This window comes from Chryseobacterium sp. CH21 (assembly GCF_004119445.1).
GTDB lineage: Bacteria > Bacteroidota > Bacteroidia > Flavobacteriales > Weeksellaceae > Chryseobacterium.
In genome coordinates this window covers 179,647-204,180 of the sequence record NZ_QICI01000019.1, presented here as the reverse complement: position 1 = coordinate 204,180, position 24,534 = coordinate 179,647, and the positions used below count along the sequence as shown (strand labels likewise).

Genomic DNA, 24,534 nt, shown 5'->3' with positions numbered 1-24,534 from the left:
GATGTTTATTGATTTTCTTTCCAGAGATTAGCAAAATGAATGAAATCCAATACACTGAGTTCTTCTGCTCTTTTGTCTAAAAATTCATGACCTTTTAATGCTTCAGGAATATTTAGAGATTTCAATGCATTAGAAAGTTTTTTTCTTCTTTGATTGAATCCTGTTTTTACGATCTGCTTAAAAAGAACTTCGTTACCTGCAAGACCTTCTTTCGGGTTTCTTGTAAGCCTGATCACTCCGGATTTAACTTTTGGAGGAGGATTGAAGACGTTCTCATGTACAGTAAACATATAGGACACATCATAATAAGCCTGTATCAGTACAGAAAGAATACCGTAATCTTTAGTTCTCGGAACCGCTGCTGTTCTTTCAGCTACTTCTTTCTGGAACATTCCTACCATTTCCGGGATCAGTTCATAATGATCCACAATTTTAAAAAGGATTTGTGATGAGATGTTATACGGGAAATTTCCAATAATGGCAATCTGGTCATTGTTGAGAAAACTGAAGTCCTGCTTCAGGAAATCACCTACAAAAGTATCTTCAGTAACCTTTGTATAATTGTTTTTCAGGTATTCAATAGACTCTGTGTCTATTTCTGCAAGGTAGATGTTCTGATCTTTTTCAAGAAGATATTTGGTAAGAACCCCCATTCCGGGACCTACTTCCATGATGTTGTTATAGTTCTCAAAACTAAGACCTTCTACGATTTTTCTTGCGATGTTTTCATCTGTCAGGAAGTGCTGTCCAAGATGTTTTTTTGCTTTTACACTCAAGGTTTTTTATGATTTTATTAACAGTGATTTTCTTTTTTTCGTCCCAAATTTCGGAAGATTTTTTCTATTTTAGCCAAAAATTTTAATATTAATGGCTAAATCTGTAGATGAATTTAATAAGAAAAGGCTTCGGTCCAGCAATATTACAGTAGTGATAAGTATTGCCTTAGTGTTATTTTTGTTAGGATTAATGGGGCTTATTTTGATTAATGCCCAGAAGTATTCTGACTATATCAAAGAACAGTTGGTGGTGAATGCCTACTTTGATGAAAACTATGATGCTAAAGATTCTGTAAAAATTGCAAAACTGGAGGAAGAAACTTTTAAAAAGGTACAGTTATTAGCTCCTGTAAAAAAAGCAACCTATATTTCAAGAGATATGGCGGCTAAAGAAGCCAAAAAGACTATGGGAATAGACAGTGATGCATTGTTCGAAGAAAATATCTTCCCCTCTTCAATTGAAGTTGCTTTAAAACCGGAATTCGTAGATCCAGCAAAAATTGATGAAGCAATTAAAGAGATCAAATCTGTTCCAGGGATTATAGATGTTAAAAATGACAGTACTTTGATGGTAGATGTTTATAATAACCTGAGCAGAATCTTGAAGTGGATCCTAGGATTTTCAATTCTATTTCTGGTATTGGCTGTTGTGTTGATTAATAACTCTATCCGTCTGAAAATATTCTCGAAGAGATTTATTATTAAAACAATGCAGCTTGTAGGAGCGAAAAGAAGATTTATCCTTAAACCTTTCATTGTAGAAGCTATTATTTTAGGAGCTATCGGTTCTGTAATTGGTCTTCTTGCTTTAGGAGGTGTTTGGTATTATTTCACAAGTCAGATTGGTTCTGCTTTCGTGCAAGACAATAATCAGTACTTCTGGTTGGTTATCTTAGTATTGGGAGTAGGAATTTTTATTTCTGTCTTAAGTACCATTTTCGCTACATGGAGATTCTTAAAATCAAACGTTGACGATTTATATTACTCTTAACAATGAGCAAAAAAACAAATAAAATTTCCGCTTCAGACTTTGGACATGAAGCAGAAGTACCTCAGGAAAATGCTTTCTATTTCGGGCAGCAGAATTTCAAATGGATGCTGATAGGATTGGCATTTATTGTAGTAGGGTTTCTACTGATGATGGGGCCTGATGCCAATACGGTAGATGGGAAATTTGATCCAAACTCATGGAATGATGGTATATTTTCTATCAGAAGAATCAGAATAGCACCTCTGTTTGTTGTTATTGGATTTGTAATAGAAGTATATGCGATCTTAAAAAGAAAATAAGTGAAATATTTTATTTAAGGATTAAAAAATTTAAGAATTGAAAGATATAAGCCAATGAGCCAGTCTTTTTATATTCTTAGATTTTTAATCTTTTTAATTTTTAAAAAGAATATGGATTTAATCAAAGCAATTATTATTGCCATTGTAGAGGGGTTAACAGAATATCTTCCCATTTCTTCTACCGCACACATGGGATTTACCGCAAATCTTATGGGATTGGAAGAAACAGAATTTTTAAAAATGTTTCAGGTGTCTATTCAGTTTGGAGCTATTTTATCTGTTGTTGTAGCATACTGGAAAAAGTTTTTTGACTTAAATAATATTCAATTCTATTTTAAACTGGCTTTTGCAGTGGTTCCAGCATTGGTTCTAGGGTATTTATTTGACGATAAAATTGAAGCTGTACTTGGAAATCAGATTGCCATTTCTTCCGTATTGGTTTTGGGGGGTGTTGTTTTACTGTTTGCAGACAAATGGTTTAAAAACCCTAAAATTGATGATGAAAAAGGGATTACCATAAGAAATGCTATTACCATTGGTTTCTGGCAGTGTCTTGCGATGATGCCGGGGACAAGCCGTAGTGCCGCTTCTATCATTGGAGGGATGGCGCAGGGACTTACCAGAAAAGCTGCTGCAGAATTCTCTTTTTTTCTTGCTGTACCTACGATGCTGGCGGTAACAGTTTACTCAGTTTTTGTGAAAACCTGGGGGAAAGAAACACCCAATCCACAGAAAGGATATGAAATGATCATGGCTTCACAGGATCACATTATGATCTTTGTGGTTGGAAATATTGTGGCATTTATTGTGGCGCTTATTGCTATAAAAGCATTCATTGGAGTGCTTAATAAATATGGATTCAAACCTTGGGGCTGGTACCGTATTTTTGTTGGAATTGCCCTGTTGATTTATTTTTATTTCTTTAAATAAGAAATTACATTACACTCATTCATGACTGCTGAAGAACTGAAATCAGGATACATTTTTTTATTAGACAAACCTTTGGACTGGACTTCCTTCCAGGCTGTCAATAAAATGAAATACAAACTTAAAAGGGAATTTGATCTTCCTAAAAAATTTAAAATAGGACATGCAGGGACTTTAGATCCAAGAGCTACAGGACTTCTTATTGTTTGCTGTGGAAAATTCACAAAGAAAATTCCTGAAATTCAGGATGCTCCCAAAGAATATTGGACAGAAATTAAGATTGGTGTACAAACAGAATCTTATGATACTGAAAAACCTGAAATTCTTCAACAGGAAATATCCCATATTACTGAAGAACAGGTAATAGAAGTTCTGGAGAAATTTGTTGGAGAAATTGAACAGAAACCACCTGTTTATTCAGCTATCAAAATTGATGGAGAAAGAGCTTACAACCTTGCCAGAGCTGGTGAAGAAGTGGAGATGAAAGCAAGAAAAACCACGATCCATTACATCAAGGATATCAAAATTGATTTTCCTTTGGTGAGTTTTATGGTAGGATGTTCAAAAGGAACCTACATCAGAAGTCTGGCGCATGATATTGGCCAGGAATTGGGAGTAGGAGCTTATCTGACACAGCTAAGACGTACCAAGATTGGTGACTATGCCATTGAAGATGCTACAGATCAGTTCTTGAATAATGAGTACAGATTTGAAGGTCTGTAAAATAAAATCATCCCGGTTTAGCAATAAAAATTATTCCTGTTACAGAAAAGACTAATGGAAAAAACGCGTATCAATAAATATTTATCCGAAGTAGGATACTGTTCGAGAAGAGCGGCAGATAAACTTTTGGAAGAAGGCAGAATCAAAATAAACGGGAAAGTTCCTGAACTGGGAACAAAAGTTTCAGATGAAGATGTGGTAGAAGTAGATGGAAAACCCATCAGAGAACCACAGGAGAAACCTGTATATATTGCTTTTAATAAACCTGTAGGAATTGTATGTACTACAGATACCAAACGCGAAAAAAATAATATTGTAGATTACATCAACCACCCGAAAAGAATTTTTCCTATCGGAAGACTGGATAAACCCAGTGAAGGGCTTATTCTTTTAACAAGTGACGGTGATATTGTCAATAAAATTCTGAGAGCCCGTAATAACCACGAAAAAGAATATCTGGTTCGTGTAGATAAGCCTATTACCCCAAGATTTCTTGAAAAAATGAGAAACGGTGTTCCTATTTTGGATACTGTGACTAAAAAATGTGAAGTGGAGAAGATTGATGAAATGAACTTCAGAATTATTCTTACTCAAGGACTCAACAGACAGATCAGAAGAATGTGTGAATATCTGGGATATGAAGTGAAAAAACTGAAAAGAATCCGCATCATGAACATTAAACTTGATCTTCCAATCGGGAAATGGAGAGATCTTACGGAAGATGAAATGAATGCTTTGAATACCTTGCTTTCAGATTCCAGCAAAACAATAGACTAAAACATATCAATATTTTAACGGTTCTTTTTTAATTTTTCAGACACAGACAACTGAAAAAGGTTTTCAATTGTAGTTATTGAGTTATTTTTCACACTTTAGTGTAATATATTATATTTTCCATTGAAAATATATTATATTTATAGTGTTAATAACCATAATGTGAAAATCATGAAATCAAATTTTAATTTACTTATTTTGTTTGTTGTTTCGGTAGTTTTGGTAGGTTGTCAAAATGATAATCATAATCCGGATCATCCGCACGATTCTTCGTTTTACATTGATTACAGAAGTTTAAAAGGATTGCCAGACGGAATTGCCGTTATAGAACTTGATCCAGAAGCTCCGAATTTTGGAAATATAAGTAGTAAGCTTGAATTGGGTATTGGTGTATTGCCTCATCATATTTATTACAATCAAAATGCAAAAAAGATGTTTACCACCGCTTTGGGAGGAAGTTATCTCTACGAAGTAAAAACGGGAGAAGATCAAAACGGACAACCTCAATTAATAAGTGCAACTCCTATTGATACCGGTGAGAATACCGTAGGTGAAAATATTTTTTTCACTAATGACGGAAGATATTTTATGACCTTTATGGGTGGGGCAGGAGGTCCAAAAGATGGAAGTATAGGTGTTTTTAATACTAATAATCAGCTTATTAAAACCATTAAAGCACCCATTCAAACTAATCCTAATCGATTCATAATGTATCCACATGGTATTTCAGTGAATGAAGAAAAAGGATTAATGATGGTAACTTCTACCATTCACCCGGACCTTACCACCGGAATGGGCAATAGCTGTACTTTATTAGATTTAAATACGTATGAATTAAAAGAGACTTATCACGTGGCAGATTCACCAACGGATCTATCTGCTCCTGTTGAGGTATTATTACTGCGTGGAAAATTTCCACAATATGCACTTTCTACAACGATGCTTGGTGGAGATATCTGGATAGCTCCCTATAATACTACAACCAAGAAATATGATGCTTTTACCAAGATCTTTGACGGAAGTACACAAGGATTAGGTTGGGCACTCGAAATGTATATTGACGATTCAAATAAACTTTATGTGAGTTTTGCAGATCCTGGAAAAGTACTGGTCTTTGATTTAAGCAATCTTCCTCAGTTAAAGCTTTTGAAAACTTTTGAAGCTGATAAAGGAGCACATCATATGGCTTTCTTTAAAACCAAATCTGGAAAAGATGTTGTGGCAGTACAGAATAATCTATTGGATCTCCCTAACTTAAATTCCGGAACGATTAGTGTAATTGATATCAATACGGGAAAAAAATTAGGTACAGTAGATTTACGAAATAAATATGGAATAATTCCCGAATCCATTGAAGGAACCAATGGTCCCAGCAATTATATGCATCACTAAAATTTAGTATAAGATTTCAGTTAGAAAGCTATTCCAAAAATGGAATAGTTTTTTTGTGTAAAATCAATTGGTTTCTTAATATATTCAGCAAAGCATTTTTGTATTTAAAATCCAAATAGGTTTTAGACTTTTTTTATTTTACGTATAATCTCATTCTTTCTTCATACTCTGGTTTTAGTTTTAAAAATTTCCATATTTTTTTATCATCAGGATTGCTGATTCTGTAGAAAATAATTTTGTCTGCAGAATATTTGAAATAGGGATGATTTTTGAGCCAGTCTTCGGGAGCTTCAACTAATGAATACCGGGGAACCCCTGAAGTATTCAAAGGTGTTGTTGTAATCAGTTTTTGAACAAGATCTTGATCAATATTGTAAGTACTTAAAATCTGCTGCTTATTCATAAAACCTCCCAGTTTCTTTCTGAAACCAATGATTGAACCAGCACTTTTTTCATCCAGGCCAAATTCTATAAGCTGCCTGAAAGTGATCAAATTGAGATCAGTTTTTGAAAAATCGGTTTTTTCCTGTTGCTTTTCCTGAAGGCTGATATAAGGTTTCATTTCCTGAAATTTCTCAGGTGAAATCACAAAACATTTCTGCAGATCTTCAGTACTTTTAAAACTTCCCCGCAAATTTCTATCACGGTAATTGACGATGGTGGTACTCTGTTTTTCCGAAAAGCCAAGTGTTTTCCATCCCTCTATATCCATTTGATTAGGGTCAAAAGTATGATATTGTATTTGGGTTTTAATCGTCTTGTTTTTTGCAAAATTTTTGAAATTTTCAGGAGTCTTTTCTGGTAACAATAAGTAAGACTGAAGTCTACTGTAGTTTTCCGGTGAAATAATAAAGCATTCTTTAAATTTTTCCTTACTGATAAAGCTTCCTCCTAAATAGTTTTTATACTTTAAAATAGCTTCCGTCTGTCTTTCACTGAAGCCCATTTTTAGCCAGTCATTGGCAGAAAACTGATCTGGATTGAATTTTCCTCCAACAGTAAGTTCTTTTTTATCAATTTTATTAAAATCTTTTGATGTATTTCCTCCAGCCATCTCAGGAAGTAATATAAAAGATTCCAATTCACTGAATTTCTTTTCAGAAATAGCATAACATTTTTTCAATTGCTCCTTTGATGTAAATTTTCCACCCAATATATCTTTGTATTTAAGAATGGTGGCAGTTTGCTTCTCTGAAAAACCGAGTTTCTGCCATTGTTCTTTATCTAATGTATTAGGATCAAAATCTGATAGATTGCTGGACATTGAGTCTGAAATGAACTTTACATCAGGGAAAGGCGCTTTTCCCCGACTGGTGTACTTCTGATAGGCAAATAAAATGGTCAGTAATGTGACCATGAATGCCAATTTCCGGTAATAGTTTTTTCTCATCTGGTAAACCTATTAATAAAAATAAGCCATAGCAATAGCTGATTATGAAATGATTAAAGATTGTATAGAGATTGTTTTTTATGATTTATAAATTAATATGAATATTCTATTTTGTATGATATGGTTTATTAATTAAAAATAAATTTACTGCTTTTACAGTCTACGCTTTTTATTTTTAATACGACAGGTTTTGTCGCTCTACTGCGATAATTTTGCATGATAATAAAATGAATTTAATATAAAATAAGGAAGATTTGATTATTGATAGTATGATTTAAAGTATACCACATTAATTCATTTTTCACGTCTTAAAAAGTGTTAAATTTGCGGAGCTTCAATAAGCTAATTACTAACTCAGAAAACAACATTAAAATGAGAAAATTTTATCTCAGTGCATTTACTATATGCGCAGTCTTGGGCTTATCTGCCCAGGAAGTGGTGTGGCAAAAAGACATCAAATCCTCTACCCAGGATTTTTTAAGCCAGGTTACTACAACTATCGATCAACAGTATCTTATTACAGGAAGCTCAATTCAGAGTAATAAACAGCAGACTTCTGCAAGTAAGCAAAACAACGGTTATGATTTTCACCTTGTAAAACTGAATCAACAGGGAGAAGAAGTCTGGGAAAAATACTTTTCCGGACAGAATCATGATTATTTATCCGCAACTATTACCACTCAAGATGGAGGGTTTCTTTTAGCCGGAACTTCCTATTCTGGAAAAGGACTGGATAAAAAAGAAGATGCCAAAGGAGGATCAGATATCTGGCTGATCAGAATCAATGAATTTGGAGACGAATTATGGCAGAAAACATTAGGAAGTTCATCAGATGAAGAAGCAAGAGCTGTCATTCAAACGACAGATTTAGGATTTTTCGTTGCGGGTAATATACAGAACTCTTCAAAAGGATACGGCTCCAAAGATGTCTTTATTACAAGATTAGACAAAGACGGAAAAGAACTCTCCCAATTAATTTTAGGTGGTAGAGGTTTAGATGAAGTTGAAAAGATGATTCCAACAAAAGATGGCGGAGCATTGCTGGGAATGTATTCAAGAAGTTCCGAGGTTCGTGCTTCGGGTTCTGAAAAAGCTTCCGAGATGCGAGGTTCGGGTTCCATATCAAACGCTCAAAACTCGAATCCCGTAACCCGCACCTCGAAACAAACTGAAAACTTCGGTGAAGGAGATTACTGGATCGTGAAATTGGACAAAACCGGAAAAGTAGAATGGGAAAAGAATTTCGGAGGAAAGGGTGATGATCACATCAGAACCTTGGCTTTAACTTCAAACGGATTTATCATTGGCGGAGAATCAAGATCAGAGAGATCGGGGAACAAAACAGTAGGAATTGAAGAAGGAACAGATCTTTGGTTAATTTCCTTAAATGAAAGAGGTGATGAACAGTGGCAGAAATCCTATAATTTCAAGAATCGTGATATTTTGATGGGAATGAGTGTAGTAAGCGGGAGGCTGGAAGATGGAAGCGAGAAGTCTAAAGGTACTCTGCTTGGAGGTTATACTCAAACAGAAGGAAGAATACAAACTGATGATGAAACTTTCTGGATGTTATATTTAGATCAAAATGGCAATGAGCAGTGGAGAAAACACGTGAAAGGAGAATCCAGACAAAAAGAAGAAAGACTTTCTGATTTAAAACTGAACAGAGACGGTTCCATTGTTTTGGCAGGAACCAGTGCAGAAGAACTGGGTAAAGAAAACTGGAAGATTGTAATGCTTGGTGACAAACAGGTTAATGATTTGATTGAAAAATACGATATCAAAATCTATCCAAACCCTGTCTCAGATTATGCTTATGTAGAAATTGGTTTTGATTTCAAGGACGCTGATATCCTATTGTATGACATGAGCGGAAGACAGCTTCAAAGTATAAAAACAAATAATAAAGTGACGAAGATTAATACTCAAGCACTCATTCAGGGAGCTTATCTGGTGACGATAAAGACGGATGAGAATAAAACAGCGAACGCGAAATTGATTAAAAAGTAAAAAACAAATTATGAAAAGAAAAATATTATTTCTTCTGGCTATTGGCGCTTATTACACTTCATTAGCTCAGGATAAAAAATTTGATATTAGTTTAAAATCTCCCGATGCTGCTCAAATTTCCAAGCATACGGATATGCCATCATCAACTTATACAGGGATTTCAACCACCAATATTCCTATTTATAATATCAAAGTTGATAAAGAGATTTTTCCCATCACAATAAATTACCATGCTTCAGGAGTAAAAGTAAAAGAAATTGCCTCTAAAGTAGGTCTAGGATGGTCATTATCCATCGGAAATACATCTTTGTCCAAGCAGATATTTGGCGAGGAAGACAGAGGCTGGATACCTAATATCCCAATGGCAGAAGGAAGTTTTACTCCTAATGATATGCAATCCAATGATTATGCTTTGGCTGCTATGATAACGGGATTTAATGAAAGTAATGGCTCATTAGATAGAACGAGCACAAAAAGAGATACACAGCCTGATATATTTTCTTATTCTGTAAATGGAATTTCGGGAGAGTTTCATTATGACCATACAGGAAAAATCATTCAAATTCCATATCAAAAAGTAAAAATTGAAAATATTTTTAAGATTACGGATGACAAAGGAGTTGTATACAATTTTATAGCAGGAAATTCTGTTCGCAATATGGGAGGAAGTGTATCTTCACCTGAGAGTATCCAAGTCACAGATTACATTATACAGAGTATTGTTTATCCTTCTGGAAAAGTAATTTCTTTTGAATATGAACCGATTTCTTATGGATATCTAAGTAATTACACAAAAATTTTTTCATATCCCGTACAGGGGTGTCAGTCAACCAGTGGAGATTCGGCACAGAATGAATATTCTCAGTACGCTACCTATTCAGATGTTTTAAAAGAATTTATTTTAAAAAAAATAATTTTTCCTGATGGTGAGATAGATTTTAATTATGATAACAGAGAAGATATTCTTAACGGGAAAAAGATAAGTAATATAAAAATTAAGGATAAAAATCAAAGAGTAATTCAAAATTACCTGTTTAATCAAAGCTATTTTACTTCTACTGAGCAAATTGATGTGCTTAATTATTCTAATCAGACCGCATCATTGATGAAAAGACTAAAATTGAATGAAGTAGTAGAAACTCTTGAAAATAAAAAATATCAATTCGAATACAATGAAGACAGTCCTCTTGCTAATCGTTTTTCAAATGCGACAGATTACTTGGGTTTCTATAACGGACAAAATTCAAATACAGGAATTGAATATGTTGAGTATGCCAACCAGATTTATGGTTTAGGAGATAATAAGGAGCCTAATATTAATTTTGCTAAACAGGGATTGCTTAAAAAAATGAAATACCCTACAGGAGGCATTATGGAGTTTGAATATGAAAATGATAGTTATCATTTTAATGGGTACGAAAAGAAGATAAATAGAAATGAGCTGTTTGTTCAAAATTCGGATGCCATTCAAACGATGAATACTCAAACCACATTAAATCAGATTAATTTCAAAGTTGAGTTTAATTCCACCGTGAACCCAAGTGATGACGGCTCAGGAAGTTTACCCGTAGGAGCTCATTTTATTGGTGAGATTTTGAACTCAAATAATATCGTGGTAAAAACATTTCTGATAACAGGAAGCTATGATTTTTTACTCCCTGCCCAATCAGGTTATAAGGTAAGAATCAGAAAATCAAGCAATATTCCTAATTCAGAATATGCTAATCTTTATCTCGAATGGTTCAACATTGAAAATGAATTAAAAGATTATGATAAAAATATAGGAGGAATCAGAATAAAAAGAGTCATAAAAAAAGAGTCAGGCAACAGTAATACACTTATCCAGAATTATAAATATCTATCTGAAAATAATAGAACATCAGGAGAATATTTCGGAGATAAAATACATTACTATTATGTTACAGCAAGTCCTTTTGGAGTGAATGGAAATTCGTGTTCAAGGTTAATCATTAGTAACTCGGGTAACTTTAACATCGCAACAATCAACGGAAAACCTATTGCTTATAATAGGGTTGTTACAGAAATAGAAAACGGCCAGACTGCAGAAAAATATAAAACAATTGATTATTTTACCAATTATCCTTCCTCTAATTTCAACAACGAAGGAGTTTCATTTTTATCTTATGCAAATAATCAATATGCAAGGGGGATTATCAATAAAAAAGAGTTTTATGATTCATCAAATAGATTGTTAGAGAAACAGGATTTTGGCTATGATTTTGATTACAAATTAAATGAACAGTCCAGTGATTATGTAAGTTCAACTCCCGAGCTTACGGTTCAGCCTTATGTTTTGAGCCTTATCAGTATTACGTATGACGCCCCAACAACATTTCCTTATTATAAAGCTGCATTCAATTATGAAAGGTATTCAATAAACTCATCTTGGGTGAAGCTTAAATCTCAGAAAACAACACGTTATTTTGGTAATCAAAGCAAGGAAGAAATTTCTAATTATACGTATGATAATCTCTATAGACATCTTAATCCAACTTCACTTGCCGTTGATTTTTCCGATGGTTCAATACAAAAGACATCATACAGCTACGCCCACGAAAAAGGCAACCAGCTCATGATTGATAAAAACATGATAGGCATTCCTTTGGAAACCAGCACAGCGCAAACCATTGGAGTAGTTACAAAAACATTAGGAAAAACAGAAACTATCTATCCTGTCAACCAATCGGAAGCCAATACGAAATCATCTGGTTTGGTATTACCGCTATCTGTGAAGTCGTATGATTTACAAAACACTCCATCGACCGAGGTAACGTACGATTTGTATGACAGCAAAGGCAATCTACAACAATATACCACCAAAGACGGAGTTCCATTAGCGATTATTTGGGGCTATAATAATACCCAGCCGATTGCCAAAATAGAAGGCGCAACGTATGCTCAGGTATCAAGCTTAGCTTCAGCAATCGTTTCCACTTCGGATACAGATGCGCAGGCAGGAGCCAATAATGATGAAACAGCACTTTTAGATGCTTTAAAAAACTTTAAAAACAGTTTACCAAACTACCAAATCACCACCTACACGTACGACCTTTTGATTGGAGTTCGCAGCATCACACCACCATCCGGAATCAGAGAAAACTATATCTATGATTCTGCAGGCCGACTTGAAAAAGTGATCAATATGGACGGAAAAGTGTTGAAGGAGATGAAATACAACTATAAAAACTAACACCGATGAAAAAAATAATAATACCAATAGGAGTATTGCTTCTATCTAATATAACGTACGCCCAGCTTTCCCCGCTTCCTAATACGGAAAATTATGTTCAGACCAAAACCTATCTGGATTATAACGGAACGACGGCTACAAAATCATCAGAAACTGTTCAGTATTTTGATGGACTTGGAAGGCCAAAACAAATTGTTAACGTAAAAGCATCTCCATTAGGAAAAGATGTGGTTACACCAATAAAATATGACCAGTTCGGAAGGCAGGTTCAGGAATATCTTCCTATTCCTCAAGGCGGAACGCTGAACGGAGCCCTTACCCCGGATCCTTTGAGTAATGTAAGCAGTACCCCTTATGGTACAGAGAAAATCTATTCTGAGAAGATTCTGGAAAACTCACCTTTAGACAGGATTCAGCAGCAAATTCAGGTAGGTACTGATTGGAGCACTAAACCTGTTAAATTTGAATATGACGCCAACGGATTTAATGAGGTATATCAGTACATTACCACCACTACTTGGGTAGATGGAGCCACAAAAAGTAAACCGGAACTCTCCTCAGCCACGATCTATGCGCCTAACCAGCTCTATAAAAATTCAGTAAAAGATGAAGATGGCAATGAAACGATAGAATTTAAAAACGGAAGAGGTCAGGTTGTATTGGTGAGAAAAGTGAAGAGTTCTGCAGAACATATAGATACATATTATGTTTACAATGAATATGACCAGCTGGCTTTTGTAATTCCTCCTTTGGCTGTTCATAAGCCTCTCACGGATGATTTACTTGATACATTATGTTATCAGTATCGCTATGATGGAAGAGGCAGGTTAGTAGAAAAAAAGCTTCCTGGTAAAGGCTGGGAATTTATGGTATATGATAAAACCGATAGGTTGATGCTTACCCAGGATGCTAATATGAGAGGATTGGGTAAATGGCTGATGACCAAATATGATCAGTTTGGAAGAGTAGCCTATACCGGAACATTCAGTTCAACAGATGCCAGAAATACGATCCAGGACCAGATTAAAGATTTGGTTATTTATGATGCACGCCATTCTACGGGATTTTTCAGAAATGGAATCAATATCTATTATACCGCTGTCTATTTTATCCCTGAAAATATTCTGTCTGTTAATTACTATGATAACTATCCTGGGTATAGTTTTAATCCTTCATTTCCTACAAGTATTCAGGGAGAACCTTTATTGACAGAAACTCCTACAGCTGATGGAAGAAGTACAAAAGGGCTTCCCGTAATGAGCTTTGTAAAGAATATAGAAGATGATAACTGGACAAAGAACTATACCTACTATGATCAGAAAGGAAGAGCCATTGGAAGCCATTCGATCAATTATTTAGGAGGGTATACCCATACAGAATCCAAACTTGATTTTGCAGGATTGCCACAACAAACGATTACCAGACATAAGCGGTTAAATTCAGACGCGGAAAGAGTCATTACAGAAACTTTTGAATATGATAATCAAAACAGGTTGCTGGTTCATAAACATCAGGTGGATAGTAACCCTGTAGAAATTCTTGCCCAAAATAACTATAATGAACTTTCGCAGCTTACAAGTAAAAAAGTGGGAGGAACGCTTGCCAGCCCATTACAGAATATCAGTTATGCCTATAACATCCGTGGATGGATGACCAAAATTAATGATCCTAAAAACTTAGGAGCAAGCCTTTTTGGTTATGAAATAAAATACAACAAAGTAGAAGGTCTGGAAGTTCCCAATACAGATTATTCCAACTACAAGGTACAACCTAAATACAACGGAAATATAGCAGAGGTTGATTGGAAAACGTCCACAGATTCCAATAGTAATCTGAGAAGATACGGTTATGTATATGATACCCTGAACAGGCTTACCGCAGGTTTCTATCAAAAAGATACCAACCCTTCCGGGAAAGAATATAATGAGCTTCTGGCTTATGATGTAAATGGAAATATTCTGAATCTGGTAAGGACTCAGGAAGCTCTTTCAGGGAGCGCTACCGCTTTAGCGATTGATAATCTGGTGTATACTTACACAGGGAATAAGCTTACTAAAGTATCAGATGCCTACCTTAATAACACAGGATATCCTGTAGGAGGTAATGAAATCTCCTATGATGATAATGGCAATATGATTAATCACAAGGATAAAGACATCAGTGAAATAAAGTATAATTATCTGAATCTGCCTTATTCTGTTACTATTTCTGCAGGGAAGAAAGGTATTATATCAAAAAATATTCAATACATTTATAGAGCAGATGGGGTAAAAGTTGCTAAAAAATACACTCCGTTCTTAGGTAATATTGAGACCAATTATTTAGATGGCTTTCAGTATGATAATAGAGAAACAGGAGAAACCAGTCTGCCGTTACCTCCTTCATTAAAATTTGTTTCTACTTCAGAAGGTTATTTTAACTTTGAAAATAATAAGTATATTTACAATTATACTGACCATTTAGGAAATGTCAGATTAAGCTATGCTAAGAATGGAGCAGGCACAGAGATCATTGAAGAAAGTAATTATTATCCATTTGGATTGAAACATGGAATCTCTAATCCTTCCGTAGGAAATCCTAGCTATAATTACAAGTACAACGGCAAGGAACTTCAGGAGACGGGAATGTATGATTATGGAGCGAGATTTTATATGCCTGATCTTGGAAGATGGGGAGTAGTAGATCCATTAGCGGAGAAGATGACTAGGTATAGTCCTTATAATTATGCATTTAATAACCCTTTAAGTTTTATAGACCCAGATGGAAGAGAAGGTACTGGATGGATTAAGTCAGTTGTTGATGGGAAAACATCTTGGACATATGATAAAGATGTTCATTCATTACAAGATGCTAAGGATAAAAAATATACTGGAGCTCAAGAATATAATGATGCTTTAACAATAACAGGAACAGATAGTAAGGGTAATCAAAATTATCAATATACTTTAGATGCTTCTGGTGTGGCAACTGATTCTAGCGGAAATGTAATGACAGAGTCTTTTACAACTGGAGCAGGAACCCAGGTTGGGGTTAACCCTGATAGCCAGATGCTAGCAACGGTTAATAATTTACAATTAGCAGGATCAGGAGGAATGGGAGTTGAATTTAGATATAGTAGTATAGTAGGACAAGGGTGGTCTGCTGCATTAGGTTATGTTTCGGCAGATAATACTAATGGAAGTTCTTTTTATTTTAACATAAATTACGGAGTAGGTTATGATGTAGGGCCGTCTTTAAGTATGTATAGTGTTACTCCTGCCGCTGGTCATCATTTTAAAGTTGAAGACTTTGCAGGAAATGGTATGGGGTATTCGGGCGGAATACCTTTTATAAACGCTTCCTATGGGGGAACTGACTATGATGGGAAGTTTCAACTTAGAGATATGAAGCCTAGTAATTTTGGATTAAATAATAATGGGGCTAAAGGATATACAACTTTTGGTATAGGAACAAATCCAATTGGTTTGGGACTATCATACCAATATGGTACAACAAAGTTATTTGGAACTAACCCATCTAAAATTAATATAAATGTTAAAAAATAATAAACCTTTATTTTTCATTTCTTTGATTGGATTCTTAATTTTATTTATTTATTTTAATTATGAAAAAGGATTATCTGATCTTTTTAAATCAGAAACAGATTCTTTTGTCTCTGAATTTTCTCCTATTGAAATGCAAAAACAAAAATATTTAGGAGAAGTTGCTGATTCCTTAAATCATATGAACACTTATATGAATTTTGGTAAAATTTGTTTACCTATGCTTGATCAATGGAAAGACAAAATTGAGTTAGGAGATTATGTTTCTAAAAAAAAGGCAGTTTAACATTATTAATTGAAAGAAATAATAAGAAAAGTTATTTACATTTTGATAGTACTAATTTTAAAGGTGCTCCACCACCATGTAGGTGTAAAGATTTAAGTAAATAAAGCCAATTTTAATAGTTGACTTTTTATTGTTTCACTATCCCCTGCTGGCACGAGAGTCTCGCTCGTGTCCACAAATAAAACAAAGCCACTGCTCCAGCAGTGGTTTTTATCTTTTATCTTTTATTTTTCAAGCAACTTTTCCAGTCTGCTCATCATTTCATCCTTTTCTTTCAGCATACGTTCATACAACGCAATTTTTTCTTCGTGGAGTTTTATTACTTGCTCAATTGGATTGAAGATAGGATTATCATTTCTCTGATATCCAATACCATGTTCTCCAAACGTATTAGCAATTATATTCACAGCCTGTTCCTCATCAAAATTTTGAAAAGCTTCTACAGGAATTTTCAATACTTCGGATATTTTTTCTAGCAGTTGGTTTTCGATGGTTTCTTTTTGTTCAAGTAAAGAAATCTTTTTTTGGTTCCAGTCATCGCCTAAATCATGAGCTAATGCTTCCTGCTTTATTCCCAGCATTTCTCTAAAACGTTTTACATTTCTTCCCTGATGTATTTTATAGTCCATTCTTAATCAATTTGTGAAGATTCAAAGATAATACATTCTGTAAAGTAAAGGTTAAAAAATATCAGGTAAAATATTCCTGTTATACTTATTAAAGTGTCGGGAACTACTTTATAAACTGTCTTCAACAGGTTCGGAAGTGCTTTCCGCCACTCTAGTAAGTGTCTGCAGGCGCTCATTAATTTGCTGTGACGATTTCGTAAACCGCCTCCAGCCAACTGGAAAGTCCCTCCAGACAATATAACAAACCTCTCCAACCACTTCATAAAGTGTCTCTCGACAGTTCATAAGTACCTTTAGCCACTTAGTCAACTGTCTCTCGCTATTTGTATAAGTACCTCTCGCCTTAATCAAAGTAGCTAGAGACTGTTATAGAACTCCCTTTAGCTCCTTATATAACCGGATATCCCCCCTTACCCAAGGGGGTAGAGTATGTTGTGAAAGTAACTATTGATTGTGTTTTCTCATAGACTTTAAATAAAACCTCCGCTGCAATTCATTGCAGCGGAGGTTTTTATATTTTCAAAGAAACTATTCACCATCTCTTTCTCCTAAAGACTCTTTTAGCTTAATGAGTTCGGCTTTTACAAATTCCAGGCGGTCAATGAGGGTAATCGTTTCAGAAATTTTACTGTTGGTAGTCAAAGCGATACGGGCTCCGTCCAGAGTATATCCTTTTTCCTTTACCAGATGGTAGATCATCTGAAGGTTTTTGATATCTTCAGGAGTGAAATATCGGTTGCCTTTTCTGTTCTTTTTAGGTTTGATAATTGGGAATTCCTGTTCCCAGTAGCGTATTAATGAAGTGTTTACATCGAATGCTTTGGCTACTTCTCCTATAGAATAATACAGTTTATCAGGTAAATTTATTTTCATTTTACAACTCCTAAACTTCAAAGATAAAAATTTTTTAAAGTTGTAGCCAAATATATTGTAAAAAGTGCTGTATGACTTTCATTTCAAAAGAGGAATGTATTTTATTCATGAAGAAGTGAGAAAAAATTAAAAATAAATCTGATTTTTTAATATCTTAGTCACATTCAACCCAAACTATTATGATATGAAACATTATTTCTTTATTTTCTCACTGATGATTCCTTTTTTAGGGTTTTCACAGTGGACAAGAACTGAGGTCAGGGCTCAGAAAGTTAAAAAATCACAGGAAAAATTAGAATTTTCCGGGCTGTATGCGTTAAATGCTGACCAGCTTAAACAATCATTGAAAAATGCTCCTGTGCGTTTTTCAAGTGAAAAAGGAGTGGTTATTTCCCTTCCTTCTGCCAATGGAAAGCTTGAAAAATTTCAAGTGTGGGAATATTCCAATATGGCTCCTGAATTACAAGCTAAATTTCCGGATATCAGATCGTATGTAGGAGCAGGATTGGAAGATCCTTCTGTATATGTAAGATTCAGTCTTTCACCGGTTGGTTTTTCATCTATGACAACAAGATCAGGAATCTCTGAATTTATCGAACCATACACTGAAGACAGATCTGTATACGCTGTTTTTGATTCCAATGCAAGAAGAGGGCAGGACAAAGAACCTTTTGAATGTCTTACACCCAATACATCTGAGGTCAAAAATTCCGAAAAAAAAAACAATGCTGCCAATAAAAAATGGCAGGGTTTAATGTTTTCAGACTGGCCATAACCTGTACCAATGAATATGCACAGTATCATCTTACGGCAGCGGGAACACCTTCCGGAGCAACAGATGCACAAAAGAAGGCTGTTGTTTTAGCAGCCATGAATACAACACTGACCCGTCTGAACGGTGTTTTTGAGAAAGATCTTTCCCTTCATTTTAATCTGGTAGCGAATAATGATGCCGTAATCTATGTGAGTTCATCTGCACCTGGTTATCCTTACACAGCCTCTGGAGAACAAAATCAGGCCGGACAGAATGCCATTACCAACTTAATTGGGGCAGCTAACTATGATATGGGACATATTTTTGACCGTGAAGACGGTAACGGGTATGCACCAGGTGATATCTGCGATGATGCCACGAAAGCAATGGGATGGACAGCCAGCAATTATCCGGAAGGAGATAATTTTGACATCGATTATGTAGCCCACGAAATGGGGCATCAGTTAGGAGCTAACCACACATTCAGTTACAGTACAGCATCTGGTAATCTGGCGTCATTAGTGGAGCCGGGTAGTGGTTCTACTATTATGGCTTATACCGGAATTACAAGTAACTATGATGTACAATTCAATTCCAATGATTATTTCCATGGATTCAGTGTACAGGAAATTAAAACAAACATAAACAGTGTTGCCTGTGGTGCCAATACTCCTTTTGCAGATCCGGCGCCATCCATCAATGCAGGTGCAGATTATGTTATTCCAAAATCTACCGCATTTGTCCTTAAAGGAACTTCTACAGATGTCAATACAGCACCTTATACCTATACCTGGGAACAGATGGATTCAGGTTCGGCTCAAACAGGAAATAATTCTATTCCTTATCTGAACAAACCAACGGGTCCAACATTCAGATCTATAAGCCCGGTAAGCACTCCGGTAAGATATTTCCCGGATTTCAATAAAGTATTGGCTGGAGTTCTTACTACTAAGTGGGAAACGGTTTCAGGAGTAGGAAGAAACCTTAATTTCGCACTGACTGTAAGAAACAACAGTATTACAGCTCCTCAAACCAGTAAGGATGCCATGATGATCACGGTAAATAATGCTTCCGGACCGTTTAAAGTGACTGCTCCTGCATTTGGCCAGTCTGCAAGTTCAGGATCAACAGTTAATGTGACATGGGATGTAGCCAATACTACACAAGCACCTGTAAGTACAGCGAATGTAAATATTAAATTATCTACAGACGGAGGACAGACATTTACTACTATTGCAGCCAATACTCCTAACGATGGAAGCGAGCAGGTTGCAATTCCGGCAGGATCTACTGCTACGAATGCCTATATTATGGTAGAAGCTGTAGGAAATATCTATTATGCAGTAAGCCCTAGTTTCGTGATTGATTATAGTGTAGAAGGAGAAAACTGTACTACCTATACTTATGGAGGTCCTGCTGTTCCTATTACGGATGGCCCTGGAGGAACTGCTGCCATTGCTTCACCTATGGTTTCAGCGCCTATGACGGTTAACAATCCTGGGATTATTACAAAAATTAAAGTAACGCCTTCCGTTACTCATACCTATGTAAGTGATGTTTCATTAGGAATAGAAGGTCCTTTGGGAACATCTGCTCTTATCTGGCACAGACAGTGTGGTTCTCAGGATAATATAACAGCTACGTTCAGTGATACAGGAAACGCAGTTGTTTGTGCTACTCCTATTCAAGGGGAAGCCAAATCCAATGAATCATTGGGTATTTTCGTAGGACACCCTGCACAGGGACAATGGAAATTATTTGCTTCAGATAATTATACAGGAGATACCGGAACCATCAATGGATGGACACTTCAGGTATGTACCCGCCAGACACAGTCATTAGGAATTAAAGAATCCAATTCTCCATTGGCAGATGATATTAAGATTTATCCAAACCCAAGTGATGGGAATTTCTTTATTAAATCTCAAAATATAAAAGGAGATGTAAAAGTGAATATGTTTGATGCTAGCGGAAGACTGGTTTATTCTTCAGCGTATAAAAGTGAAGGAAATAACACCAAAGAGTTTAATGTAAATGTTTCTAAAGGAGTATATGTGATCAGCATCAATTCTTCAAAAGGAGTTTACAACAGCAAGCTTGTCATTAAATAGCAACAATTCATTGTAACAGATAAAGAGGATCGGTCTATACCGGTCCTTTTTTTGTTTAAATTTGTGAATCCTTACGATCTATATAAATATAAGTGATGAATCCGATCTCAGTTCTTCATATCAATCTTTTCCAGGCGGGTAAAAATACTTCAGATTTCTATTTTAATACCATGAAAAACCATTTGGTAGTAGGACATCGTCATATTGAAAAACCTCACAGGCATGATTTCTATGCTGCGGTTCTTTTTACCAAAGGAACAGGAGTACACGAGATTGATTTTCAGAAATATGATGTTTCTGAAGGCAGCTTTTTCTTTTTGTCACCGGGACAGATCCACAGCTGGGAACTTTCCGAAGATATAGAAGGCTATATTTTCTTTTGTTCGCAAGAATTTTATGAAATGCATTATGTGAATCAGAAACTGAGAAATTTTCCTTTTTTCGGATCTGTATCTTTTCCAAGAAAACTTCAACTGGATAGTTCGGAACTGGAGAAAAATGTTGTTTTATTTCAAGAGTTGGGAAAGGAACATCAAGCTAAAGATATCATGAAAGAAGGTTTGATTTTATCATTAATGTCCCGGATTTTTATCAATGCCACCCGGCTATTTTCAAGAGACTTTGATACCATGGATTCTGCTGCTGGGCTTTCTTATTTTAAACATTATCAGGAGTTTGAAAATTTGATTGAACAGTATTTTGCAGAACAGAAATCAATTACCTATTATTCTTCTTTAATGGGGATTTCATCTAAACATTTAAATAGAATCGTACAGACGGTTGTTCAGAAAACAGCTACCGATGTCATTACAGAAAGAGTAGTGCTGGAAGCCAAAAGAATGTTGATGTACCTGGATGAAAGCCTTGTGGAAATTGCTTTCCGTTTAGGATATGAAGAATATTCCTACTTTGTAAGAGTATTCCGGAAAAGCTCCGGAATGACTCCTACTCAGTTTATGAGGAAATATAAGGCTTAATGAGTTCAAAGTTCAAAGTTTAAGGTTCAAAGTTTAAAGTTTAAAGTTTAAAGTTTGGGTGAGAGATTGTTGTAAACCACCCCGTCAAAAATTCTGTGAATTTTTGCCACCCCTCCGGAGGAGGGGAATTAGGGAAATCTCAACTACTTTTCCTAATCCCTGCAACCTATTAGCTGCTACCTGCCATCTACCATCTGCCACCTACAAAGCTAACTTAAATGGTCCTTCAAAAGTGGTTTCAAATGAATCTACCAATGTTCCTTTTTCGTCAAAAACTCCAATGACCATATTTTGTTTTGAGAATTTAATCTCCTCTTCAGGGAAAGAAATATTGATGTTTCCTTTCAGGATCTGGTCTCCTTTCAAGATGATTTTTTCAGAACCAAAATAGGTAATTTCAGCATGGGTAGGAGTGATCACTTTGATGGTAAGGTTTTTCTTCTCATTCGATTTATTCAGAAGAGTATAAATAAAAGTATTGGTGATTTTTCCGTCTTTAACGAAAAAGGTAGAACCTGCCGGTTTGATGAATTTTGCTTCCATAGAACCACGATCGTACATTAAGAATCCAAGGAATCCTATAAGTAAGGCCAGAATAGCGGTTGTGGCTTTCATCCTTGGAGTAAACCGGAATTTGTCCTGATTTTCAATCTCAGCTTCCGTAGCATATCGAACTAACCCTTTAGGTAAGCCTACCTTGTCCATCACTTCATCACAAGCGTCAATACATGCTGTACAGTTTACACATTCCAGCTGCTGTCCGTTTCTGATATCAATTCCTGTAGGGCATACTACCACACATTGGTTACAATCGATGCAGTCTCCTTTTCCTACAGCTTTTCTATCTTCATTGTTTCTCCATTTTGCACGGCCTTCTCCTCTTTTAAAATCATAATATACATTAATGGTCTGCTTGTCGATCAGTACACCCTGAAGTCTTCCGTATGGACAGACCAGCGTACAAACCTGCTCACGAAGCCAGGCAAAAACAAAATAAAAGGTCATGGTAAAGAATATCATACCGGTAAACTTCAGTGAGTTTTTTTCAGGGCCTTCAGCCATAATACGGAAAACCTCTTTATAGCCTACAATATACATGAACATGAAGTGGGAAATAGTCAGTGAAATTAAAAGGAAAACAGACCATTTCGTCACTCTTTTTCGGATTTTCTCTGCATCCCATTCCTGTCTGTCGAGTTTCATTTGTTTGTTTCTGTCCCCTTCAATCCAGTATTCTATTTTTCGGAAAACCATTTCCATAAAAAGGGTTTGGGGGCACAGCCAGCCACAGAATATCCTTCCGAAAACTACGGTAAACAGCATCACAAAAATAACAGACGTTACTGCTCCTAAAGCAAGAATGAAAAAGTCTTGCAGGTAAAATGGCTGTCCAACGATAAAGAACCTCCCATCGATAACATTAATGAGGAGAAAAGGATTGTTATTAATCGTTACAAAAGGCAATCCGAAAAATAAAACAAGGAGAAGATAGCTGGTGTAATTTCTGTAATTGGTATACTTTCCTTTGGGCTTTCTCGGGAAAATCCATTTCCTTTTTCCAGTTTCATCCATCGTTCCCACTGAATTTCTGAAATCTTCATTTTCAATTTCCAAAGATTTAATATTGTTGGACTCTGCGCTCATTGTTGTATGCTATAAAAGTATTTTGGTACAATTTTCATCAGGATTTATTTTCTTTTTCACATTTTTCCATGAAAAAAATATGTGGATCCTGTACTGCAAAGCTCCGTATTATATCCTTTTAGTACTAATATGATCTACTTCAAAAATAGTACAATTAGGACATTTAGTGTTTGTTATTTTTATTGTATCAAAATGAGAAAATATTTTGAAACCTATGTTTCATATTGTAAATTGCAGTTTTAAAAATGAAGTATGAAGAATATCTTTAAAATAAGTATGATTGGTTTGGTTTTCGCATTGATAAACTGTCAATCAGTAAATTATAGTAAAATGTTTTATGAAGGTGTACAACCGGAAATGGTTTCCGACAAATTCAGTTTCACAGAAGGACCATCAGCAGATCAAGAAGGAAATGTTTACTTTACAGATCAGCCTAATGATAAGATTTATTATTGGGACTGGAAAAGCAACAAAGTAATAGAGTTTTTAGATAAAACAGGAAGGGCAAACGGTACACATTTCGACAAAGACGGGTATTTGATTACCTGTTCCGATGATCAGGGAGAGATCTGGAAAATTTCAAAGGATAAGAAAGTAGAGGTATTGCTTAAAGGTTTTGAAGGGAAAAGACTGAATGGGCCAAACGATGTCTGGAATGACGAAACCGGAGGAATGTATTTTACAGATCCTTTATATGAAAGAGATTACTGGATTGGTTTTAAACAGGAAATTCAGCACAAAAGCCTTTATTACAGAGATAAAACAGGGAAAGTTAGTAAGCTTGATACGTTCACTCAGCCTAACGGAATTGTAGGAAGTGAAAAATTAAAGAAATTATATATTTCTGATATTGATGCCGGAAAAACCTATGTATATGATATATTGGGTGATGGGAAACTGTCTGAGAAAAAGTTATTCTGCGAAATGGGTTCAGACGGAATGGAACTGGATAAGCATGGAAATCTTTATTTAACAGGAGACGGAGTGCATGTTTTTAATCGTTTGGGAAAGAAAATTTACCATATTTCTATCCCTGAAAAGTGGACATCCAATGTTGCTTTCGGTGGGGAAAATAATAATGTGCTTTTCATTACAGCTTCAAAATCTGTGTATACTTTTCCTACAAGGGTGAGGGGGATTAAATAAACTTAATTATTTATATCAATAAAAGAGCTTCGAAATTTTATAATTTCGAAGCTCTTTTATGTTATGTTGATGAAACCAC

General features: G+C 35.4%; 19 protein-coding genes. 14 read left to right on the top strand and 5 right to left on the bottom strand.

Annotation, left to right across the window (positions count from 1 at the left end; translation table 11 throughout):
- Window positions 1-5: 5 nt before the first annotated feature.
- Window positions 6-776 carry a 16S rRNA (adenine(1518)-N(6)/adenine(1519)-N(6))-dimethyltransferase RsmA gene (gene rsmA, locus BOQ62_RS03300; RefSeq protein WP_129037079.1) on the bottom strand — a complete coding sequence of 257 codons (771 nt, stop codon included), beginning with the start codon at window positions 774-776 and terminating at the stop codon, window positions 6-8.
- A 91-nt stretch (window positions 777-867) separates the two neighbouring features.
- Between rsmA and BOQ62_RS03295 the strand changes: the two genes are divergently transcribed.
- The 6 genes from BOQ62_RS03295 to BOQ62_RS03270 all read left to right on the top strand — a co-directional run bounded on the left by BOQ62_RS03295 (window position 868) and on the right by BOQ62_RS03270 (window position 5,882).
- Window positions 868-1,767, top strand: coding sequence for a cell division protein FtsX (locus BOQ62_RS03295; protein WP_129037077.1), 900 nt, complete (start codon window positions 868-870; stop codon window positions 1,765-1,767).
- A gap of 2 nt (window positions 1,768-1,769) precedes the next feature.
- Complete coding sequence (locus BOQ62_RS03290; RefSeq protein ID WP_185126234.1) at window positions 1,770-2,066, top strand: DUF3098 domain-containing protein; 297 nt, start codon at window positions 1,770-1,772, stop codon at window positions 2,064-2,066.
- A gap of 111 nt (window positions 2,067-2,177) precedes the next feature.
- A complete protein-coding gene (locus BOQ62_RS03285) occupies window positions 2,178-2,996 on the top strand; it encodes an undecaprenyl-diphosphate phosphatase (protein ID WP_129037075.1) in 819 nt (272 codons plus the stop codon).
- A 21-nt stretch (window positions 2,997-3,017) separates the two neighbouring features.
- Window positions 3,018-3,716, top strand: a complete 699-nt coding sequence (gene truB / locus BOQ62_RS03280; RefSeq protein WP_129037073.1) for a tRNA pseudouridine(55) synthase TruB — start codon at window positions 3,018-3,020, stop codon at window positions 3,714-3,716.
- Window positions 3,717-3,770: 54 nt separating this feature from the next.
- Window positions 3,771-4,493 (top strand): 23S rRNA pseudouridine(2604) synthase RluF, encoded by a 723-nt coding sequence (gene rluF, locus BOQ62_RS03275; protein ID WP_129037072.1) that lies wholly within the window; start codon window positions 3,771-3,773, stop codon window positions 4,491-4,493.
- Between the two features lie 168 nt (window positions 4,494-4,661).
- Window positions 4,662-5,882: a YncE family protein gene (locus BOQ62_RS03270; RefSeq protein ID WP_129037070.1), complete on the top strand. Its 1,221-nt coding sequence runs from the start codon at window positions 4,662-4,664 to the stop codon at window positions 5,880-5,882.
- A 133-nt stretch (window positions 5,883-6,015) separates the two neighbouring features.
- Here the strand turns inward: BOQ62_RS03270 and BOQ62_RS03265 are convergent, their stop codons facing one another.
- Window positions 6,016-7,239: a helix-hairpin-helix domain-containing protein gene (locus BOQ62_RS03265; protein WP_228413635.1), complete on the bottom strand. Its 1,224-nt coding sequence runs from the start codon at window positions 7,237-7,239 to the stop codon at window positions 6,016-6,018.
- Window positions 7,240-7,644: 405 nt separating this feature from the next.
- On the opposite strand from BOQ62_RS03265, the gene BOQ62_RS03260 reads away from it, so the two are divergent.
- From BOQ62_RS03260 to BOQ62_RS03245, 4 genes are read left to right on the top strand one after another with little or no spacing between them, the layout of a single operon-like run.
- The gene (locus BOQ62_RS03260) at window positions 7,645-9,282 is read left to right on the top strand and encodes a T9SS type A sorting domain-containing protein (RefSeq protein ID WP_129037067.1); all 1,638 of its coding nucleotides are present in this window, start codon (window positions 7,645-7,647) and stop codon (window positions 9,280-9,282) included.
- Window positions 9,283-9,292: 10 nt separating this feature from the next.
- Complete coding sequence (locus BOQ62_RS03255) at window positions 9,293-12,493, top strand: hypothetical protein (protein ID WP_129037065.1); 3,201 nt, start codon at window positions 9,293-9,295, stop codon at window positions 12,491-12,493.
- 5 nt (window positions 12,494-12,498) lie between these two features.
- Window positions 12,499-16,038, top strand: a complete 3,540-nt coding sequence (locus BOQ62_RS03250) for a DUF6443 domain-containing protein (protein ID WP_129037063.1) — start codon at window positions 12,499-12,501, stop codon at window positions 16,036-16,038.
- Window positions 16,025-16,321 carry a hypothetical protein gene (locus BOQ62_RS03245; RefSeq protein ID WP_129037061.1) on the top strand — a complete coding sequence of 99 codons (297 nt, stop codon included), beginning with the start codon at window positions 16,025-16,027 and terminating at the stop codon, window positions 16,319-16,321. Before BOQ62_RS03250 ends, BOQ62_RS03245 begins: the two co-directional genes overlap by 14 nt.
- A 224-nt stretch (window positions 16,322-16,545) precedes the next feature.
- Here the strand turns inward: BOQ62_RS03245 and BOQ62_RS03240 are convergent, their stop codons facing one another.
- Both BOQ62_RS03240 and BOQ62_RS03235 read right to left on the bottom strand, forming a co-directional pair.
- Window positions 16,546-16,950, bottom strand: a complete 405-nt coding sequence (locus tag BOQ62_RS03240; protein ID WP_129037059.1) for a helix-turn-helix domain-containing protein — start codon at window positions 16,948-16,950, stop codon at window positions 16,546-16,548.
- A 528-nt stretch (window positions 16,951-17,478) separates the two neighbouring features.
- On the bottom strand, window positions 17,479-17,823 hold the full coding sequence (locus BOQ62_RS03235; RefSeq protein WP_105683719.1) for a MerR family transcriptional regulator: 345 nt from the start codon (window positions 17,821-17,823) through the stop codon (window positions 17,479-17,481).
- Window positions 17,824-18,007: 184 nt separating this feature from the next.
- On the opposite strand from BOQ62_RS03235, the gene BOQ62_RS03230 reads away from it, so the two are divergent.
- The 3 genes from BOQ62_RS03230 (at window position 18,008) to BOQ62_RS03220 (ending at window position 21,665) form a co-directional block, all read left to right on the top strand.
- Complete coding sequence (locus BOQ62_RS03230) at window positions 18,008-18,598, top strand: hypothetical protein (protein ID WP_129037057.1); 591 nt, start codon at window positions 18,008-18,010, stop codon at window positions 18,596-18,598.
- On the top strand, window positions 18,565-20,688 hold the full coding sequence (locus BOQ62_RS03225) for a reprolysin-like metallopeptidase (protein WP_129037056.1): 2,124 nt from the start codon (window positions 18,565-18,567) through the stop codon (window positions 20,686-20,688). The genes BOQ62_RS03230 and BOQ62_RS03225 overlap by 34 nt, the downstream gene beginning before the upstream one ends.
- Before the next feature lie 95 nt (window positions 20,689-20,783).
- The gene (locus tag BOQ62_RS03220) at window positions 20,784-21,665 is read left to right on the top strand and encodes an AraC family transcriptional regulator (RefSeq protein ID WP_129037054.1); all 882 of its coding nucleotides are present in this window, start codon (window positions 20,784-20,786) and stop codon (window positions 21,663-21,665) included.
- A gap of 201 nt (window positions 21,666-21,866) precedes the next feature.
- On the opposite strand, the gene ccoG is transcribed toward BOQ62_RS03220, so the two are convergent.
- Entirely contained in the window at window positions 21,867-23,309 is a 1,443-nt protein-coding gene (ccoG, locus tag BOQ62_RS03215) for a cytochrome c oxidase accessory protein CcoG (RefSeq protein ID WP_129037052.1), read from the bottom strand.
- 252 nt (window positions 23,310-23,561) lie between these two features.
- Between ccoG and BOQ62_RS03210 the strand changes: the two genes are divergently transcribed.
- Window positions 23,562-24,455, top strand: coding sequence for an SMP-30/gluconolactonase/LRE family protein (locus BOQ62_RS03210; protein WP_129037050.1), 894 nt, complete (start codon window positions 23,562-23,564; stop codon window positions 24,453-24,455).
- Window positions 24,456-24,534 lie beyond the last annotated feature (79 nt).

What these genes read in the sequence shown, in the direction of transcription:
- BOQ62_RS03295 (WP_129037077.1), top strand. Translation starts at nt 868, where the DNA reads ATGGCTAAATCTGTAGATGAATTTAATAAGAAAAGGCTTCGGTCCAGC.
- BOQ62_RS03225 (WP_129037056.1), top strand. Translation starts at nt 18,565, where the DNA reads ATGGCAGGGTTTAATGTTTTCAGACTGGCCATAACCTGTACCAATGAA.
- BOQ62_RS03285 (WP_129037075.1), top strand. Translation starts at nt 2,178, where the DNA reads ATGGATTTAATCAAAGCAATTATTATTGCCATTGTAGAGGGGTTAACA.
- BOQ62_RS03255 (WP_129037065.1), top strand. Translation starts at nt 9,293, where the DNA reads ATGAAAAGAAAAATATTATTTCTTCTGGCTATTGGCGCTTATTACACT.
- truB (WP_129037073.1), top strand. Translation starts at nt 3,018, where the DNA reads ATGACTGCTGAAGAACTGAAATCAGGATACATTTTTTTATTAGACAAA.
- BOQ62_RS03235 (WP_105683719.1), bottom strand. Translation starts at nt 17,823, where the DNA reads ATGAAAATAAATTTACCTGATAAACTGTATTATTCTATAGGAGAAGTA.
- BOQ62_RS03240 (WP_129037059.1), bottom strand. Translation starts at nt 16,950, where the DNA reads ATGGACTATAAAATACATCAGGGAAGAAATGTAAAACGTTTTAGAGAA.
- BOQ62_RS03260 (WP_129037067.1), top strand. Translation starts at nt 7,645, where the DNA reads ATGAGAAAATTTTATCTCAGTGCATTTACTATATGCGCAGTCTTGGGC.
- BOQ62_RS03270 (WP_129037070.1), top strand. Translation starts at nt 4,662, where the DNA reads ATGAAATCAAATTTTAATTTACTTATTTTGTTTGTTGTTTCGGTAGTT.
- BOQ62_RS03230 (WP_129037057.1), top strand. Translation starts at nt 18,008, where the DNA reads ATGAAACATTATTTCTTTATTTTCTCACTGATGATTCCTTTTTTAGGG.
- rluF (WP_129037072.1), top strand. Translation starts at nt 3,771, where the DNA reads ATGGAAAAAACGCGTATCAATAAATATTTATCCGAAGTAGGATACTGT.
- ccoG (WP_129037052.1), bottom strand. Translation starts at nt 23,309, where the DNA reads ATGAGCGCAGAGTCCAACAATATTAAATCTTTGGAAATTGAAAATGAA.
- BOQ62_RS03250 (WP_129037063.1), top strand. Translation starts at nt 12,499, where the DNA reads ATGAAAAAAATAATAATACCAATAGGAGTATTGCTTCTATCTAATATA.
- BOQ62_RS03210 (WP_129037050.1), top strand. Translation starts at nt 23,562, where the DNA reads ATGAAGAATATCTTTAAAATAAGTATGATTGGTTTGGTTTTCGCATTG.
- BOQ62_RS03220 (WP_129037054.1), top strand. Translation starts at nt 20,784, where the DNA reads ATGAATCCGATCTCAGTTCTTCATATCAATCTTTTCCAGGCGGGTAAA.
- BOQ62_RS03245 (WP_129037061.1), top strand. Translation starts at nt 16,025, where the DNA reads ATGTTAAAAAATAATAAACCTTTATTTTTCATTTCTTTGATTGGATTC.
- BOQ62_RS03265 (WP_228413635.1), bottom strand. Translation starts at nt 7,239, where the DNA reads ATGGTCACATTACTGACCATTTTATTTGCCTATCAGAAGTACACCAGT.
- BOQ62_RS03290 (WP_185126234.1), top strand. Translation starts at nt 1,770, where the DNA reads ATGAGCAAAAAAACAAATAAAATTTCCGCTTCAGACTTTGGACATGAA.